Below are 17,407 nucleotides of genomic sequence, written 5' to 3' on the forward strand. Positions count from 1 at the left end.
GGCACGAGATGGCGTTATTAAATGTAGATAAATTATCGGTGCACTTCGGCGACGAAGGCACCCCGTTTCGCGCCGTGGACCGCATCAGCTACAGCGTAAATCAGGGCGAAGTGGTAGGCATTGTCGGGGAATCCGGTTCCGGTAAGTCGGTGAGTTCACTGGCGATCATGGGGCTGATTGATTACCCGGGCCGCGTGATGGCGGAAAACCTACAGTTCAACGGTCAGGATCTGAAGCGCATTTCTGAAAAACAGCGCCGCCAGCTGGTGGGCGCCGAAGTGGCGATGATTTTCCAGGATCCCATGACCAGCCTTAACCCCTGCTACACCGTTGGTTTCCAGATTATGGAAGCGATTAAGGTGCATCAGGGTGGGAATAAGAAAACCCGTCGCCAGCGCGCGATCGATCTGCTGAACCAAGTAGGTATTCCTGACCCGGCATCGCGCCTGGACGTTTACCCGCATCAGCTCTCCGGTGGGATGAGCCAGCGCGTGATGATCGCGATGGCGATTGCCTGTCGGCCAAAGCTGCTGATTGCGGATGAACCGACGACGGCGCTGGATGTGACCATTCAGGCACAAATCATCGAACTGCTGCTGGAGCTGCAGCAGAAAGAGAATATGGCGCTGGTGCTGATTACGCACGATCTGGCGCTGGTAGCCGAAGCCGCGCACAAAATCATCGTGATGTATGCGGGCCAGGTGGTTGAGACCGGAAATTCTCACGCTATTTTCCGCGCGCCGCGTCACCCGTATACCCAGGCGCTTTTACGCGCGCTGCCGGAGTTTGCTCAGGACAAAGCGCGTCTGGCGTCGCTGCCGGGTGTGGTGCCGGGTAAATATGACCGTCCGCAGGGCTGTCTGCTTAATCCGCGCTGTCCATATGCGACGGACAAATGCCGGGCGGAGGAGCCAGATCTGAACCAGCTGGCTGATGGTCGTCAGTCGAAATGCCACTACCCACTCGATGATGCCGGGAGGCCAACACTATGAGTACGCAACAGGCCACCACGCAACAGCCGCTGTTGCAGGCCATCGACCTGAAAAAATACTACCCGGTGAAGAAGGGACTGTTTGCCCCTGAACGCCTGGTGAAAGCGCTGGACGGCGTCTCCTTTAACCTCGAACGCGGTAAAACGCTGGCGGTGGTGGGAGAGTCAGGCTGCGGGAAATCCACGCTGGGCCGTCTGCTGACGATGATTGAAGTGCCGACCGGCGGTGAGCTCTATTATCAGGGGCAAGATCTACTCAAGCACGATCCGCAGGCGCAGAAGCTGCGTCGCCAGAAAATCCAGATTGTGTTCCAGAACCCGTATGGTTCGCTGAACCCGCGTAAAAAAGTGGGACAGATTCTGGAAGAGCCGCTGCTGATCAACAGTAATCTGAGCAAAGAGCAGCGCCGTGAAAAAGCGCTGGCGATGATGGCGAAGGTCGGCCTCAAAACCGAGCATTACGATCGCTATCCGCACATGTTCTCCGGTGGCCAGCGTCAGCGTATTGCTATCGCGCGCGGGCTGATGCTCGATCCGGACGTGGTGATTGCCGATGAGCCGGTCTCCGCGCTCGACGTATCCGTGCGTGCGCAGGTGCTGAACCTGATGATGGATCTGCAGCAGGAGCTGGGGCTGTCTTACGTTTTCATCTCCCACGACCTGTCGGTGGTGGAGCATATTGCTGATGAGGTGATGGTGATGTACCTGGGACGCTGCGTGGAGAAGGGGACCAAAGACCAGATCTTTAATAATCCTCGTCACCCGTATACCCAGGCGCTGCTGTCTGCGACGCCGCGTCTGAACCCGGACGATCGTCGCGAGCGTATTAAGCTGACGGGTGAACTGCCAAGTCCGCTGAATCCGCCTCCGGGATGTGCATTCAACGCCCGCTGCAGCCGCCGCTTTGGCCCGTGCACCCAGCTCCAGCCGCAGCTGAAGGATTATGGCGGCCAGCTGGTTGCCTGCTTCGCGGTCGATCAGGATGAAAATGGCGAGAAGCCACACGCATAACGAAAAAAACCGGCGCTAAGCCGGTTTTTTTATGTCTGATTGATTATTTCCGCAGGCGAATCTGGTCGACGGCGTGCTTCTCGCTCTTGGTGAGGATCAGGCTTGCTCGTTCGCGCGTCGGCAGGATGTTCTCTTTGAGGTTGACGTAGTTGATCTCATTCCACAGTCCCGTGGCCACGTTGATCGCTTCTTCTTCAGAAAGCTGAGCATAGTGGTGGAAATAGGAATCCGGATCGGTGAACGCCCCTTCGCGGAACTTCAGGAAGCGGTTGATGTACCAGTTTTGCAGCAGATCTTCCGGCGCATCGACATAAATAGAGAAATCGACGAAATCCGAGACGAATACGTGATGCGGGTCGTGAGGATAGTCCATCCCGCTTTGCAGCACGTTCAGACCTTCCAGAATGAGAATATCCGGCTGAACCACCGTTTTATCCCCACCCGGGATGCGATCGTAGATCAGGTGCGAATAGACTGGCGCAGTCACGTGCGGCACGCCGGATTTCAGGTCAGAGACAAATTTCACCAGACGGTGCATATCGTAAGAGAGCGGGAAGCCCTTCTTCTTCATCAGCCCACGTTCTTTTAATACCTCGTTCGGGTGCAGAAAACCGTCGGTGGTGATCAGCTCCACGCTGCGGTGTTCCGGCCAGCGGCTCAACAGCGCCTGCAGGACGCGCGCGGTGGTACTTTTACCCACGGCCACGCTGCCTGCGATACTGATGATATAAGGAATGCGTTGACCGTTCGTCCCGAGAAACTGCTCCAGCACGGCCTGACGGCGCAGGTTCGAGCTGATATAGAAGTTAAGCAAGCGAGAGAGGGGGAGATAAATTTCTGCCACCTCTTCCAGGGACAGATCTTCGTTTATCCCTTTTAACCGTGCGATTTCACCTTCCGTCAGCGTCATAGGGACGGAATCACGCAGGGCAGCCCACTGGCTGCGGTTAAAGTGAAGATAAGGCGTCATTAACGTTTGCTCTTTTTTGCTCATAAGCATGCTTCAGCGAGCCAGCACCACACTGCCGGATCGTGGCTCATCACACAGTTAATTTTGGACAATGGGCAGGAGGTTAACACCAGATGACGGGAATAATAAGAAAAAAGATGGAAAGCGCTGCGTTACGCGGAAGCCGTCACGCTACGGTGAATACGGTGCAAATCACGATGATATGTTGAATATTTGACCTCAAATGGCTGCTTTTACAGCGTCCGATACGCTGTTCGCATAAAATGTGAGCGAAAGAACGTTTTATGCAAATTTTTAGTTGCATGACCGCTCAGGTATCCATAGAATGCGCGCTACTTGATGCCGACTTAGCTCAGTAGGTAGAGCAACTGACTTGTAATCAGTAGGTCACCAGTTCGATTCCGGTAGTCGGCACCATCAAGTCCGGTGGGGTTCCCGAGCGGCCAAAGGGAGCAGACTGTAAATCTGCCGTCACAGACTTCGAAGGTTCGAATCCTTCCCCCACCACCACTTTCTGGCAGCGTAAATGCCGCCGGAGCTGGTTGGAAAAATTAGCCAGCTCAAACTGAAAAAGAGAGAAATCTCTTTTTTTGTTACAGAAAGAACTGGGTAGCCGAGTTTCAGGATGCGGGCATCGTATAATGGCTATTACCTCAGCCTTCCAAGCTGATGATGCGGGTTCGATTCCCGCTGCCCGCTCCAATACGTGCTGATATGGCTCAGTTGGTAGAGCGCACCCTTGGTAAGGGTGAGGTCCCCAGTTCGACTCTGGGTATCAGCACCACTTCACTTCTCCTTCCCGTTTCTCTCTGTTTCAATTTTACTGTATTCAACAATTCAGGCATTTCGCCTGGTTGATGTGGTGATATCACCGATTTATCCGTGTCTTAGAGGGACAATCGATGTCTAAAGAAAAGTTTGAACGTACAAAACCGCACGTTAACGTCGGTACTATCGGCCACGTTGACCATGGTAAAACAACGCTGACCGCTGCAATCACTACCGTTCTGGCAAAAACCTACGGTGGTTCTGCTCGTGCTTTCGACCAGATCGATAACGCACCAGAAGAAAAAGCTCGTGGTATCACCATCAACACCTCTCACGTTGAGTACGACACCCCGACTCGCCACTACGCACACGTAGACTGCCCAGGCCACGCCGACTATGTTAAAAACATGATCACCGGTGCTGCGCAGATGGACGGCGCGATCCTGGTTGTTGCTGCGACTGACGGCCCAATGCCTCAGACTCGTGAGCACATCCTGCTGGGTCGTCAGGTAGGCGTTCCTTTCATCATCGTGTTCCTGAACAAGTGCGACATGGTTGATGACGAAGAGCTGCTGGAACTGGTAGAGATGGAAGTTCGTGAACTGCTGTCTCAGTACGATTTCCCAGGCGACGATACTCCAATCGTTCGTGGTTCTGCTCTGAAAGCGCTGGAAGGCGAAGCTGAGTGGGAAGCGAAAATCATCGAACTGGCTGGCTTCCTGGATTCTTACATCCCAGAACCAGAGCGTGCGATTGACAAGCCATTCCTGCTGCCAATCGAAGACGTATTCTCCATCTCCGGTCGTGGTACCGTTGTTACCGGTCGTGTAGAGCGCGGTATCATCAAAGTTGGTGAAGAAGTTGAAATCGTTGGTATCAAAGAGACTGCGAAGTCTACCTGTACTGGCGTTGAAATGTTCCGCAAACTGCTGGACGAAGGCCGTGCTGGTGAGAACGTTGGTGTTCTGCTGCGTGGTATCAAACGTGAAGAAATCGAACGTGGTCAGGTTCTGGCGAAGCCAGGCTCAATCAAGCCACACACCAAGTTCGAATCTGAAGTGTATATCCTGTCCAAAGACGAAGGCGGCCGTCATACTCCGTTCTTCAAAGGCTACCGTCCACAGTTCTACTTCCGTACAACTGACGTGACCGGTACCATCGAACTGCCAGAAGGCGTTGAGATGGTAATGCCAGGCGACAACATCAAGATGGTTGTGACGCTGATCCACCCAATCGCGATGGACGACGGTCTGCGTTTCGCAATCCGTGAAGGTGGCCGTACCGTTGGCGCGGGCGTGGTTGCTAAAGTTCTCGGCTAATCGCTGATAACATTTGACGCAATGCGCATGAAAAGGGCATCATTTGATGCCCTTTTTGCACGCTTTCACATCAGAACCTGGCTCATCAGTGATTATTTTTGTCATAATCATTGCTGAGACAGGCTCTGCAGAGAGCGTATAATCCATAAAGGGATTAGCGTTTCGATTTGGCTCGCCTCGCAATCGCGGGGTGAAATTATTTGTAGAATTCTTCTGACAGGTTGGTTTATGAGTGCGAATACCGAAGCTCAAGGGAGCGGGCGCGGCCTGGAAGCGATGAAGTGGGTCGCTGTTGCCGTGCTGCTGATTGTGGCAATCGTTGGCAACTATCTTTATCGTGACATGATGCTGCCGCTCCGCGCGCTGGCAGTGGTGATTCTGATTGCTGCAGCGGGCGGTGTCGCGCTGTTGACGACTAAGGGTAAAGCGACCGTTGCTTTCGCTCGTGAAGCACGTACCGAAGTCCGCAAGGTCATTTGGCCGACTCGCCAGGAAACATTGCACACCACGCTGATCGTGGCTGCAGTGACTGCGGTAATGTCACTGATCCTGTGGGGACTGGATGGTATTCTGGTTCGCCTGGTTTCCTTTATTACTGGCCTGAGGTTCTAAGATGTCTGAAGCCCCTAAAAAGCGTTGGTACGTCGTTCAGGCGTTTTCCGGTTTTGAAGGCCGCGTAGCAACGTCGCTGCGTGAGCATATCAAATTACACAACATGGAAGAGTTATTTGGCGAAGTTATGGTTCCGACCGAAGAAGTGGTTGAGATCCGTGGCGGCCAACGTCGCAAAAGCGAGCGTAAATTCTTCCCGGGTTACGTGCTGGTTCAGATGGTGATGAACGATGCGAGCTGGCACCTGGTGCGCAGCGTACCGCGCGTGATGGGCTTTATCGGCGGCACGTCTGACCGTCCGGCGCCAATCAGCGATAAAGAAGTTGATGCGATTATGAACCGCCTGCAGCAGGTGGGTGATAAGCCGCGTCCGAAAACGCTGTTTGAACCGGGTGAAATGGTTCGTGTTAGCGACGGTCCGTTTGCTGACTTTAATGGCGTCGTTGAAGAAGTGGACTACGAGAAGTCCCGCCTGAAAGTTTCTGTTTCTATCTTCGGTCGTGCGACCCCGGTAGAACTGGACTTTGCGCAGGTCGAAAAAGCCTAAGCAGCGATCAAAAAAGCGGCGATTTAATCGTTGCACAGGGCGCGAGATTGGAATACAATTTCGCGCCTTTTGTTTTTATGGGCCCCGGCCCGTAAAACGAATTTTATTCACGGGGAGCCTCCCTGAGGCGCTATCACCCAATCAGAGGATTTTAGAATGGCTAAGAAAGTACAAGCCTACGTCAAGCTGCAGGTTGCAGCTGGTATGGCGAACCCAAGTCCACCAGTTGGTCCAGCTCTGGGTCAGCAGGGTGTGAACATCATGGAATTCTGTAAAGCGTTCAACGCAAAAACTGAATCCCTGGAAAAAGGTCTGCCAATCCCAGTCGTAATCACTGTTTACGCTGACCGTTCTTTCACTTTCGTTACCAAAACCCCTCCAGCAGCTGTTCTGCTGAAGAAAGCGGCTGGTATCAAGTCTGGTTCCGGTAAACCGAACAAAGACAAAGTGGGTAAAATTTCCCGCGCTCAGCTGCAGGAAATCGCGCAGACCAAAGCTGCCGACATGACTGGTGCCGACATTGAAGCGATGACTCGCTCAATCGAAGGTACTGCACGTTCCATGGGCCTGGTAGTGGAGGACTAAGAAATGGCTAAACTGACCAAGCGCATGTCCGTGATCCGTGACAAAGTTGATGCGACCAAACAGTACGACATCAACGAAGCTATCGCTCTGCTGAAAGAACTGGCAACTGCTAAGTTCGTTGAAAGCGTTGACGTTGCCGTTAACCTCGGCATCGACGCGCGTAAATCCGATCAGAACGTTCGTGGCGCAACTGTACTGCCACACGGTACTGGCCGTTCCGTTCGCGTAGCTGTATTTGCTCAGGGTGCGAACGCTGAAGCTGCTAAAGCTGCCGGCGCTGAACTGGTAGGTATGGAAGATCTGGCTGATCAGATCAAGAAAGGCGAAATGAACTTTGACGTTGTTATTGCTTCTCCAGATGCAATGCGCGTTGTTGGCCAGCTGGGCCAGGTTCTGGGTCCACGCGGCCTGATGCCAAACCCGAAAGTTGGTACTGTAACCCCTAACGTTGCTGAAGCGGTTAAGAACGCTAAAGCAGGTCAGGTTCGTTATCGTAACGACAAAAACGGCATCATCCACACCACCATCGGTAAAGTGGACTTTGACGCTGACAAACTGAAAGAAAACCTGGAAGCTCTGCTGGTTGCGCTGAAAAAAGCGAAACCAACTCAGGCGAAAGGCGTGTACATCAAGAAAGTTAGCATCTCCACCACTATGGGTGCAGGTATTGCAGTTGACCAGGCTGGCCTGAGCGCTGCTGCAAACTAATGCCTTTACGTGGGCGGTGATTTTGTCTACAATCTTACCCCCACGTTTGCTAACAAAAGTTAGCGGCTAAAAGATTTGTTCGTTGGAGCCTGGCCTAATCCAGGCCTCCGTCGAAGACCGCAGGTGTTTCGCAAGAGACTTAATCCCCTGCGTAGACGGTGACAGAACGCTAAGATTATTTTTGGATACTCTGGCTTGTTTCTGCTCACCGTATTAAGACGCTCTTTCCGTTGGGGAGAGTGAAGTGAGTTCCGGAACATGAGTTCCGGCAAACATCCAGGAGCAAAGCTAATGGCTTTAAATCTTCAAGACAAACAAGCGATTGTTGCTGAAGTCAGCGAAGTAGCCAAAGGCGCGCTGTCTGCAGTAGTTGCGGATTCCCGTGGCGTTACTGTAGACAAAATGACTGAACTGCGTAAAGCAGGTCGTGAAGCTGGCGTATACATGCGTGTTGTTCGTAACACCCTGCTGCGCCGCGTAGTTGAAGGTACTCAGTTCGAGTGCCTGAAAGACACGTTTGTTGGTCCGACCCTGATTGCATACTCTATGGAACACCCGGGCGCTGCTGCTCGTCTGTTCAAAGAGTTCGCGAAAGCGAATGCAAAATTTGAGGTCAAAGCTGCAGCCTTTGAAGGTGAGTTGATCCCGGCATCGCAAATCGATCGCCTGGCAACCCTGCCGACCTACGAAGAAGCAATTGCACGCCTGATGGCAACCATGAAAGAAGCTGCGGCTGGCAAACTGGTTCGCACTCTGGCTGCTGTACGCGATGCGAAAGAAGCTGCTTAATCGCAGTTATCTTTATAAAGCATTTGCTTACGTATAAACTTATTCTGATTTTCAGGAACAATTTAAATGTCTATCACTAAAGATCAAATCATTGAAGCAGTAGCAGCTATGTCCGTAATGGACGTTGTAGAGCTGGTTTCTGCAATGGAAGAAAAATTCGGTGTTTCTGCTGCTGCTGCTGTAGCTGTAGCTGCGGGCCCGGCTGAAGCTGCTGAAGAAAAAACTGAATTCGACGTAATTCTGAAAGCTGCTGGCGCTAACAAAGTTGCTGTTATCAAAGCAGTACGTGGTGCAACTGGCCTGGGTCTGAAAGAAGCTAAAGACCTGGTAGAATCTGCTCCAGCTGCGCTGAAAGAAGGCGTGAGCAAAGACGACGCAGAAGCACTGAAAAAATCTCTGGAAGAAGCTGGCGCTGAAGTTGAAGTTAAATAAGCCAACTTTTCTGGTTGCAGCCTGAGTAATTAGGCTGATGGCTGGTGACTTTTTAGTCACCAGCCTTTTTGCGCTGTAAGGCATCAGTAGCATTTCACACTGTTTGACTGCTGATTGTCCTGACAATGCATGTTTCTATCGACGACTTAATATATTGCGACAGGGTGCTCGCTCTGTGTAAATCGCGACGAAATGATTTAAGCGTGATAGCAACAGGTATTGCGGAAAGTATTCAATTTTCCGGTCCACAAAATGGTGTTGCACAAACTGTCCCTTCGTCGGACAGATGGGTCGACTTGTCAGCGAGCTGAGGAACCCTATGGTTTACTCCTATACCGAGAAAAAACGTATTCGTAAGGATTTTGGTAAACGTCCACAAGTTCTGGACATTCCATATCTCCTTTCTATCCAGCTTGACTCGTTCCAGAAGTTTATCGAGCAAGATCCTGAAGGGCAGTACGGTCTGGAAGCAGCCTTCCGCTCCGTGTTCCCGATTCAGAGCTATAGCGGTAACTCCGAGCTGCAGTACGTCAGCTACCGCCTTGGCGAACCGGTGTTTGACGTTCAGGAATGTCAGATCCGTGGCGTGACCTATTCCGCACCGCTGCGCGTAAAACTGCGTCTGGTGATCTACGAGCGCGAAGCTCCGGAAGGCACCGTAAAAGACATTAAAGAACAAGAAGTCTACATGGGTGAAATTCCACTCATGACAGACAACGGTACTTTCGTAATCAACGGTACTGAGCGTGTTATCGTTTCCCAGCTGCATCGTAGCCCGGGCGTCTTCTTCGACAGCGATAAAGGTAAAACACACTCTTCCGGTAAAGTACTGTATAACGCACGCATCATTCCTTACCGTGGTTCATGGCTGGACTTTGAGTTCGATCCGAAAGACAACCTGTTTGTCCGTATCGACCGTCGTCGTAAGCTGCCTGCAACCATCATTCTGCGTGCACTGAACTATACCACTGAGCAGATCCTGGACCTGTTCTTTGAGAAAGTGATCTTTGAAATCCGCGACAACAAGCTGCAGATGGAGCTGGTGCCGGAACGTCTGCGTGGTGAGACCGCGTCGTTCGACATCGAAGCCGACGGCAAAGTGTATGTGGAAAAAGGTCGCCGTATCACCGCGCGCCACATCCGCCAGCTGGAAAAAGATGATATCAAACACATCGAAGTTCCGGTTGAATACATTGCAGGAAAAGTAGCCGCGAAAGATTACGTTGATGAATCAACTGGCGAGCTGATCTGCCCGGCGAACATGGAGCTGAGCCTGGATCTGCTGGCTAAGCTGAGCCAGTCTGGCCACAAACGTATCGAAACGCTGTTCACCAACGATCTGGACCACGGTGCGTATATCTCTGAGACTATTCGCGTCGACCCAACCACCGATCGTCTGAGCGCGCTGGTAGAAATCTACCGCATGATGCGTCCTGGTGAGCCACCAACTCGCGAAGCGGCGGAAAGCCTGTTCGAGAACCTGTTCTTCTCCGAAGACCGCTACGATCTGTCTGCGGTTGGTCGTATGAAGTTCAACCGTTCTCTGCTGCGCGACGAAATCGAAGGTTCCGGTATCCTGAGCAAAGACGACATCATCGAAGTGATGAAGAAGCTCATCGATATCCGTAACGGTAAAGGCGAAGTGGACGATATCGACCACCTCGGCAACCGTCGTATCCGTTCCGTAGGCGAAATGGCGGAAAACCAGTTCCGCGTTGGCCTGGTACGCGTAGAGCGTGCGGTGAAAGAGCGTCTGTCTCTGGGCGATCTGGATACCCTGATGCCTCAGGATATGATCAACGCCAAGCCGATTTCTGCAGCAGTGAAAGAGTTCTTCGGTTCAAGCCAGCTGTCTCAGTTCATGGACCAGAACAACCCGCTGTCTGAGATTACGCACAAACGTCGTATCTCTGCACTCGGCCCAGGCGGTCTGACCCGTGAACGTGCAGGCTTTGAAGTTCGAGACGTACACCCGACGCACTACGGTCGCGTATGTCCAATCGAAACGCCTGAAGGTCCAAACATCGGTCTGATCAACTCCCTGTCCGTGTACGCACAGACTAACGAATACGGTTTCCTTGAGACCCCGTACCGTAAAGTGACCGACGGTGTTGTAACCGATGAAATTCATTACCTGTCTGCTATTGAAGAAGGTAACTACGTTATCGCTCAGGCGAACTCCAACCTGGATGACGAAGGCCACTTTGTAGAAGATCTGGTTACCTGCCGTAGCAAAGGCGAATCCAGCTTGTTCAGCCGCGATCAGGTTGACTACATGGACGTATCCACCCAGCAGGTGGTATCCGTCGGTGCGTCCCTGATCCCGTTCCTGGAACACGATGACGCCAACCGTGCATTGATGGGTGCGAACATGCAACGTCAGGCCGTTCCAACTCTGCGCGCTGATAAGCCGCTGGTTGGTACTGGTATGGAGCGTGCTGTTGCCGTTGACTCCGGTGTTACTGCAGTTGCTAAACGTGGCGGTACTGTTCAGTACGTCGATGCATCCCGTATCGTTATCAAAGTTAACGAAGACGAGATGTATCCGGGCGAAGCAGGTATCGACATTTATAACCTGACCAAATACACCCGTTCTAACCAGAACACCTGTATCAACCAGATGCCTTGCGTGTCTCTGGGTGAGCCAGTTGAGCGCGGCGACGTGCTGGCAGACGGTCCGTCAACCGACCTCGGTGAACTGGCGCTCGGTCAGAACATGCGCGTAGCGTTCATGCCGTGGAACGGTTACAACTTCGAAGACTCCATCCTCGTCTCCGAGCGTGTGGTTCAGGAAGATCGTTTCACCACCATCCATATTCAGGAACTGGCATGTGTGTCCCGTGACACCAAGCTGGGGCCAGAAGAGATCACCGCTGACATCCCTAACGTGGGTGAAGCTGCGCTCTCCAAACTGGATGAATCCGGTATCGTTTACATCGGTGCGGAAGTGACCGGCGGCGACATTCTGGTTGGTAAGGTTACGCCTAAAGGTGAAACCCAGCTGACGCCAGAAGAGAAACTGCTGCGTGCAATCTTCGGTGAGAAAGCGTCTGACGTTAAAGACTCTTCCCTGCGCGTACCAAACGGTGTTTCCGGTACGGTTATCGACGTTCAGGTCTTCACCCGTGACGGCGTTGAGAAAGATAAGCGTGCGCTGGAAATCGAAGAGATGCAGCTCAAACAGGCTAAGAAAGACCTGTCTGAAGAACTGCAGATCCTCGAAGCGGGTCTGTTCAGCCGTATCTATGCGGTGCTGGTTGCCGGTGGCGTTGAAGCTGAGAAGCTCGACAAACTGCCACGCGATCGCTGGCTGGAACTGGGCCTGACCGACGAAGAGAAACAGAATCAGCTGGAACAGCTGGCTGAGCAGTATGACGAACTGAAACACGAGTTCGAGAAAAAACTCGAAGCGAAACGCCGCAAAATCACTCAGGGCGACGATCTGGCACCAGGCGTGCTGAAGATTGTTAAGGTGTATCTGGCTGTTAAACGTCAGATCCAGCCTGGTGATAAGATGGCAGGTCGTCACGGTAACAAGGGTGTTATCTCTAAGATCAACCCGATCGAAGATATGCCGCACGATGCTAACGGTACGCCGGTAGATATCGTACTGAACCCGCTGGGCGTACCGTCTCGTATGAACATTGGTCAGATCCTGGAAACTCACCTGGGTATGGCTGCAAAAGGCATCGGCGATAAGATTAACGCCATGCTGAAACAGCAGCAGGAAGTCGCGAAACTGCGCGAATTCATCCAGCGTGCCTACGATCTGGGTACCGACGTGCGTCAGAAAGTCGACCTGAACACCTTCAGCGATGAAGAAGTGCTGCGTCTGGCAGAGAACCTGCGCAAAGGTATGCCAATTGCAACGCCGGTATTCGACGGTGCAAAAGAAGCTGAAATTAAAGAGCTGCTGCAACTGGGTGGTCTGCCAACGTCTGGTCAGATTACGCTGTTTGACGGCCGTACTGGTGAACAGTTCGAACGTCCGGTAACCGTAGGTTACATGTACATGCTGAAACTGAACCACCTGGTCGACGACAAGATGCACGCTCGTTCTACCGGTTCTTACAGCCTGGTTACTCAGCAGCCGCTGGGTGGTAAGGCACAGTTCGGTGGTCAGCGCTTCGGGGAGATGGAAGTGTGGGCGCTGGAAGCATACGGCGCGGCATACACCCTGCAGGAAATGCTCACCGTTAAGTCTGATGACGTGAACGGTCGTACCAAGATGTATAAAAACATCGTGGACGGCAACCATCAGATGGAGCCGGGCATGCCAGAATCCTTCAACGTACTGTTGAAAGAGATTCGTTCGCTGGGTATCAACATCGAACTGGAAGACGAGTAATTCTCGCTCAAACAGGTCACTGGTGCCGGGTTAACCCCCGGCACCAGATTGTGCTAACTCCGACGGGAGCAAATCCGTGAAAGATTTATTAAAGTTTCTGAAAGCGCAGACTAAAACCGAAGAGTTTGATGCGATCAAAATTGCTCTGGCTTCGCCAGACATGATCCGTTCATGGTCTTTCGGTGAAGTTAAAAAGCCGGAAACCATCAACTACCGTACGTTCAAACCTGAGCGTGACGGCCTTTTCTGTGCGCGTATTTTCGGGCCAGTAAAAGATTACGAATGCCTGTGCGGTAAGTACAAGCGCCTGAAACACCGTGGTGTGATCTGTGAGAAGTGCGGCGTTGAAGTGACCCAGACCAAAGTGCGTCGTGAGCGCATGGGCCACATCGAGCTGGCGTCTCCGACCGCTCACATCTGGTTCCTGAAATCTCTGCCGTCCCGTATCGGTCTGCTGCTGGATATGCCGCTGCGCGATATCGAACGTGTTCTGTACTTCGAATCTTATGTGGTTATCGAAGGCGGGATGACGAACCTGGAACGTCATCAGATCCTGACTGAAGAGCAGTATCTGGACGCGCTGGAAGAGTTCGGTGACGAATTCGACGCGAAGATGGGTGCGGAAGCTATTCAGGCCCTGCTGAAGAGCATGGATCTGGAGCAAGAGTGCGAGCAGCTGCGTGAAGAGCTGAACGAAACCAACTCCGAAACCAAACGTAAAAAGCTGACCAAGCGTATCAAACTGCTGGAAGCGTTCGTTCAGTCTGGTAACAAACCAGAGTGGATGATTCTGACCGTTCTGCCGGTTCTGCCGCCAGATCTGCGTCCACTGGTTCCGCTGGATGGTGGTCGTTTCGCAACGTCCGATCTGAACGATCTGTATCGTCGCGTTATCAACCGTAACAACCGTCTGAAACGTCTGCTGGATCTGGCTGCGCCGGACATCATCGTACGCAACGAAAAACGTATGCTGCAGGAAGCGGTAGATGCCCTGCTGGATAACGGTCGTCGCGGTCGTGCGATCACCGGTTCTAACAAACGTCCTCTGAAATCTTTGGCCGACATGATCAAAGGTAAACAGGGTCGTTTCCGTCAGAACCTGCTCGGTAAGCGTGTTGACTACTCCGGTCGTTCTGTAATCACCGTAGGTCCATACCTGCGTCTGCATCAGTGCGGTCTGCCGAAGAAAATGGCACTGGAGCTGTTCAAACCGTTCATCTACGGCAAGCTGGAACTGCGTGGCCTCGCCACCACCATCAAAGCCGCTAAGAAAATGGTTGAGCGTGAAGAAGCTGTCGTTTGGGATATCCTGGACGAAGTTATCCGCGAACACCCGGTACTGCTGAACCGTGCACCAACTCTGCACCGTTTGGGTATCCAGGCATTTGAGCCAGTCCTGATCGAAGGTAAAGCTATCCAGCTGCACCCGCTGGTTTGTGCGGCCTATAACGCCGACTTCGATGGTGACCAGATGGCTGTTCACGTACCGCTGACGCTGGAAGCCCAGCTCGAAGCGCGTGCGCTGATGATGTCTACCAACAACATCCTGTCCCCAGCGAACGGTGAACCAATTATCGTTCCTTCTCAGGACGTTGTACTGGGTCTGTACTACATGACCCGTGACTGTGTTAACGCCAAAGGCGAAGGCATGGTGCTGACTGGCCCGAAAGAAGCTGAGCGTATTTATCGCGCTGGCCTGGCCTCTCTGCATGCGCGCGTTAAAGTGCGTATCACCGAATACGAAAAAGATGAAAACGGCGAATTCGTTGCGAAAACCAGCCTGAAAGACACGACCGTTGGCCGTGCCATTCTGTGGATGATCGTACCGAAAGGTCTGCCTTTCTCCATCGTCAACCAGGCGCTGGGCAAGAAAGCGATCTCCAAAATGCTGAACACCTGTTACCGCATTCTGGGTCTGAAGCCGACCGTTATCTTCGCTGACCAGACAATGTATACCGGCTTTGCTTACGCAGCGCGTTCAGGTGCATCTGTTGGTATCGATGACATGGTCATCCCAGAGAAGAAACACGAGATCATCTCTGAAGCGGAAGCCGAAGTTGCTGAGATCCAGGAGCAGTTCCAGTCTGGTCTGGTTACCGCGGGCGAACGCTATAACAAAGTTATCGATATCTGGGCAGCGGCGAACGATCGTGTATCCAAAGCGATGATGGATAACCTGCAGACCGAAACCGTGATTAACCGTGACGGCGTAGAAGAGCAGCAGGTTTCCTTCAACAGCATCTACATGATGGCCGACTCCGGTGCGCGTGGTTCCGCAGCACAGATTCGTCAGCTGGCAGGTATGCGTGGTCTGATGGCGAAGCCAGATGGCTCTATCATCGAAACGCCAATCACCGCGAACTTCCGTGAAGGTCTGAACGTACTCCAGTACTTCATCTCCACGCACGGTGCTCGTAAGGGTCTGGCGGATACCGCACTGAAAACTGCGAACTCCGGTTATCTGACGCGTCGTCTGGTTGACGTTGCGCAGGATCTGGTTGTGACCGAAGACGATTGTGGCACCCTCGAAGGTATCACCATGACCCCGGTTATCGAGGGCGGTGATGTTAAAGAGCCACTGCGCGATCGCGTTCTGGGTCGTGTAACCGCGGAAGACATTCTGAAGCCGGGTACTGCAGACATTCTGGTTCCACGCAACACGCTGCTGCACGAGCACTGGTGTGACCTGCTGGAAGCGAACTCTGTTGACTCCGTGAAAGTACGTTCCGTTGTATCCTGTGACACCGACTTTGGTGTATGTGCGCACTGCTACGGTCGTGACCTGGCGCGTGGCCACATCATCAACAAAGGTGAAGCAATCGGCGTTATCGCGGCACAGTCCATCGGTGAGCCGGGTACACAGCTGACGATGCGTACGTTCCACATCGGTGGTGCGGCATCTCGTGCGGCTGCTGAATCCAGCATCCAGGTGAAAAACAAAGGTAGCATCAAGCTCAGCAACGCGAAGTCTGTTGTTAACTCCGCTGGCAAGCTGGTTGTGACCTCTCGTAACACCGAGCTGAAGCTGATCGACGAATTCGGTCGTACCAAAGAGAGCTATAAAGTGCCTTACGGTGCGGTTATGGCGAAAGGTGATGGCGAGCAGGTTGCCGGCGGTGAAACCGTTGCAAACTGGGATCCACACACCATGCCGGTTATCACCGAAGTAAGTGGTTTCATCCGCTTCACTGACATGATCGACGGCCAGACCATTACTCGTCAGACGGACGAGCTGACCGGTCTGTCTTCTCTGGTGGTTCTGGATTCTGCTGAACGTACTACCGGTGGTAAAGATCTGCGTCCTGCACTGAAAATCGTTGATGCTCAGGGTAACGACGTTCTGATCCCGGGTACCGACATGCCTGCGCAGTACTTCCTGCCGGGTAAAGCGATCGTTCAGCTGGAAGATGGCATTCAGATCGGTGCGGGTGATGCTCTGGCGCGTATTCCACAGGAATCCAGCGGTACCAAGGACATCACCGGTGGTCTGCCACGCGTTGCGGACCTGTTCGAAGCACGTCGTCCGAAAGAGCCTGCAATCCTGGCTGAAATCAGCGGTATCATCTCCTTCGGTAAAGAGACCAAAGGGAAGCGCCGTCTGGTTATCACTCCAGTAGATGGCAGCGAACCGTACGAAGAGATGATTCCTAAGTGGCGTCAGCTCAACGTGTTCGAAGGTGAACGTGTAGAACGTGGTGACGTGGTTTCCGATGGTCCAGAAGCTCCGCACGACATTCTGCGTCTTCGTGGCGTACACGCGGTAACGCGTTACATCACCAACGAAGTACAGGACGTTTACCGTCTGCAGGGCGTTAAGATTAACGATAAGCACATCGAAGTTATCGTTCGTCAGATGCTGCGTAAAGCAACCATCGAAAACGCAGGCAGCTCCGAGTTCCTGGAAGGCGAGCAGGTTGAATACTCACGCGTCAAGATCGCTAACCGCGAACTGGAAGCGAACGGCAAAATCGGTGCGACCTTCTCGCGCGATCTGCTGGGTATCACCAAAGCGTCTCTGGCAACCGAGTCCTTCATCTCTGCAGCATCGTTCCAGGAAACGACTCGTGTCCTGACCGAAGCCGCTGTTGCAGGTAAACGTGATGAACTGCGCGGTCTGAAAGAGAACGTCATCGTGGGGCGTCTGATCCCGGCTGGTACCGGTTATGCGTACCATCAGGATCGTATGCGTCGTCGTGCTGCGGGCGAACTGCCAGCTGCACCGCAGGTGACTGCTGAAGATGCATCCGCGAGCCTGGCAGAACTGCTGAACGCAGGTCTGGGCGGTTCCGACAACGAGTAATCGTTGATGCCGTAAATAAAAAACCCG

At 52.9% G+C, this 17,407-nt stretch carries 12 protein-coding genes and 4 tRNA genes; 15 read left to right on the forward strand and 1 reads right to left on the reverse strand.

What is annotated here, in order from left to right; genetic code table 11:
• Positions 1–8: 8 nt before the first annotated feature.
• Together dppD and dppF are read left to right on the forward strand one after the other, a co-directional pair.
• Complete coding sequence (dppD, locus tag AB3N39_RS00920) at positions 9–992, forward strand: dipeptide ABC transporter ATP-binding protein (RefSeq protein ID WP_136195916.1); 984 nt, start codon at positions 9–11, stop codon at positions 990–992.
• Complete coding sequence (gene dppF, locus AB3N39_RS00925) at positions 989–2,002, forward strand: dipeptide ABC transporter ATP-binding subunit DppF (RefSeq protein WP_032644494.1); 1,014 nt, start codon at positions 989–991, stop codon at positions 2,000–2,002. The genes dppD and dppF overlap by 4 nt, the downstream gene beginning before the upstream one ends.
• A gap of 43 nt (positions 2,003–2,045) precedes the next feature.
• Here the strand turns inward: dppF and coaA are convergent, their stop codons facing one another.
• Positions 2,046–2,996, reverse strand: a complete 951-nt coding sequence (gene coaA, locus AB3N39_RS00930; protein ID WP_021242480.1) for a type I pantothenate kinase — start codon at positions 2,994–2,996, stop codon at positions 2,046–2,048.
• Positions 2,997–3,313: 317 nt separating this feature from the next.
• On the opposite strand from coaA, the gene AB3N39_RS00935 reads away from it, so the two are divergent.
• The 13 genes from AB3N39_RS00935 to rpoC all read left to right on the forward strand — a co-directional run bounded on the left by AB3N39_RS00935 (position 3,314) and on the right by rpoC (position 17,380).
• A tRNA-Thr gene (locus AB3N39_RS00935) sits at positions 3,314–3,389 on the forward strand.
• Between the two features lie 8 nt (positions 3,390–3,397).
• Positions 3,398–3,482, forward strand: a tRNA-Tyr gene (locus tag AB3N39_RS00940).
• A 117-nt stretch (positions 3,483–3,599) separates the two neighbouring features.
• A tRNA-Gly gene (locus AB3N39_RS00945) sits at positions 3,600–3,674 on the forward strand.
• Positions 3,675–3,680: 6 nt separating this feature from the next.
• Positions 3,681–3,756, forward strand: a tRNA-Thr gene (locus AB3N39_RS00950).
• A 118-nt stretch (positions 3,757–3,874) separates the two neighbouring features.
• Positions 3,875–5,059 (forward strand): elongation factor Tu, encoded by a 1,185-nt coding sequence (tuf, locus tag AB3N39_RS00955; protein ID WP_014068448.1) that lies wholly within the window; start codon positions 3,875–3,877, stop codon positions 5,057–5,059.
• Positions 5,060–5,287: 228 nt separating this feature from the next.
• Positions 5,288–5,671, forward strand: a complete 384-nt coding sequence (gene secE, locus AB3N39_RS00960) for a preprotein translocase subunit SecE (protein ID WP_014068449.1) — start codon at positions 5,288–5,290, stop codon at positions 5,669–5,671.
• Position 5,672: 1 nt separating this feature from the next.
• Positions 5,673–6,218 (forward strand): transcription termination/antitermination protein NusG, encoded by a 546-nt coding sequence (nusG, locus tag AB3N39_RS00965; RefSeq protein WP_002438628.1) that lies wholly within the window; start codon positions 5,673–5,675, stop codon positions 6,216–6,218.
• Positions 6,219–6,374: 156 nt separating this feature from the next.
• A complete protein-coding gene (gene rplK / locus AB3N39_RS00970) occupies positions 6,375–6,803 on the forward strand; it encodes a 50S ribosomal protein L11 (RefSeq protein WP_008503452.1) in 429 nt (142 codons plus the stop codon).
• Positions 6,804–6,806: 3 nt separating this feature from the next.
• On the forward strand, positions 6,807–7,511 hold the full coding sequence (gene rplA, locus AB3N39_RS00975) for a 50S ribosomal protein L1 (RefSeq protein WP_367897008.1): 705 nt from the start codon (positions 6,807–6,809) through the stop codon (positions 7,509–7,511).
• A 291-nt stretch (positions 7,512–7,802) separates the two neighbouring features.
• Positions 7,803–8,300 (forward strand): 50S ribosomal protein L10, encoded by a 498-nt coding sequence (gene rplJ / locus AB3N39_RS00980; protein WP_003862338.1) that lies wholly within the window; start codon positions 7,803–7,805, stop codon positions 8,298–8,300.
• A gap of 66 nt (positions 8,301–8,366) precedes the next feature.
• A complete protein-coding gene (gene rplL / locus AB3N39_RS00985) occupies positions 8,367–8,732 on the forward strand; it encodes a 50S ribosomal protein L7/L12 (RefSeq protein WP_002445276.1) in 366 nt (121 codons plus the stop codon).
• Between the two features lie 319 nt (positions 8,733–9,051).
• Positions 9,052–13,080, forward strand: a complete 4,029-nt coding sequence (rpoB, locus tag AB3N39_RS00990; protein ID WP_032644498.1) for a DNA-directed RNA polymerase subunit beta — start codon at positions 9,052–9,054, stop codon at positions 13,078–13,080.
• Between the two features lie 76 nt (positions 13,081–13,156).
• Positions 13,157–17,380, forward strand: coding sequence for a DNA-directed RNA polymerase subunit beta' (gene rpoC / locus AB3N39_RS00995; protein ID WP_023309968.1), 4,224 nt, complete (start codon positions 13,157–13,159; stop codon positions 17,378–17,380).
• Positions 17,381–17,407 lie beyond the last annotated feature (27 nt).

This window comes from Enterobacter vonholyi (assembly GCF_040834095.1).
In the GTDB taxonomy this organism is placed as follows: domain Bacteria; phylum Pseudomonadota; class Gammaproteobacteria; order Enterobacterales; family Enterobacteriaceae; genus Enterobacter; species Enterobacter vonholyi.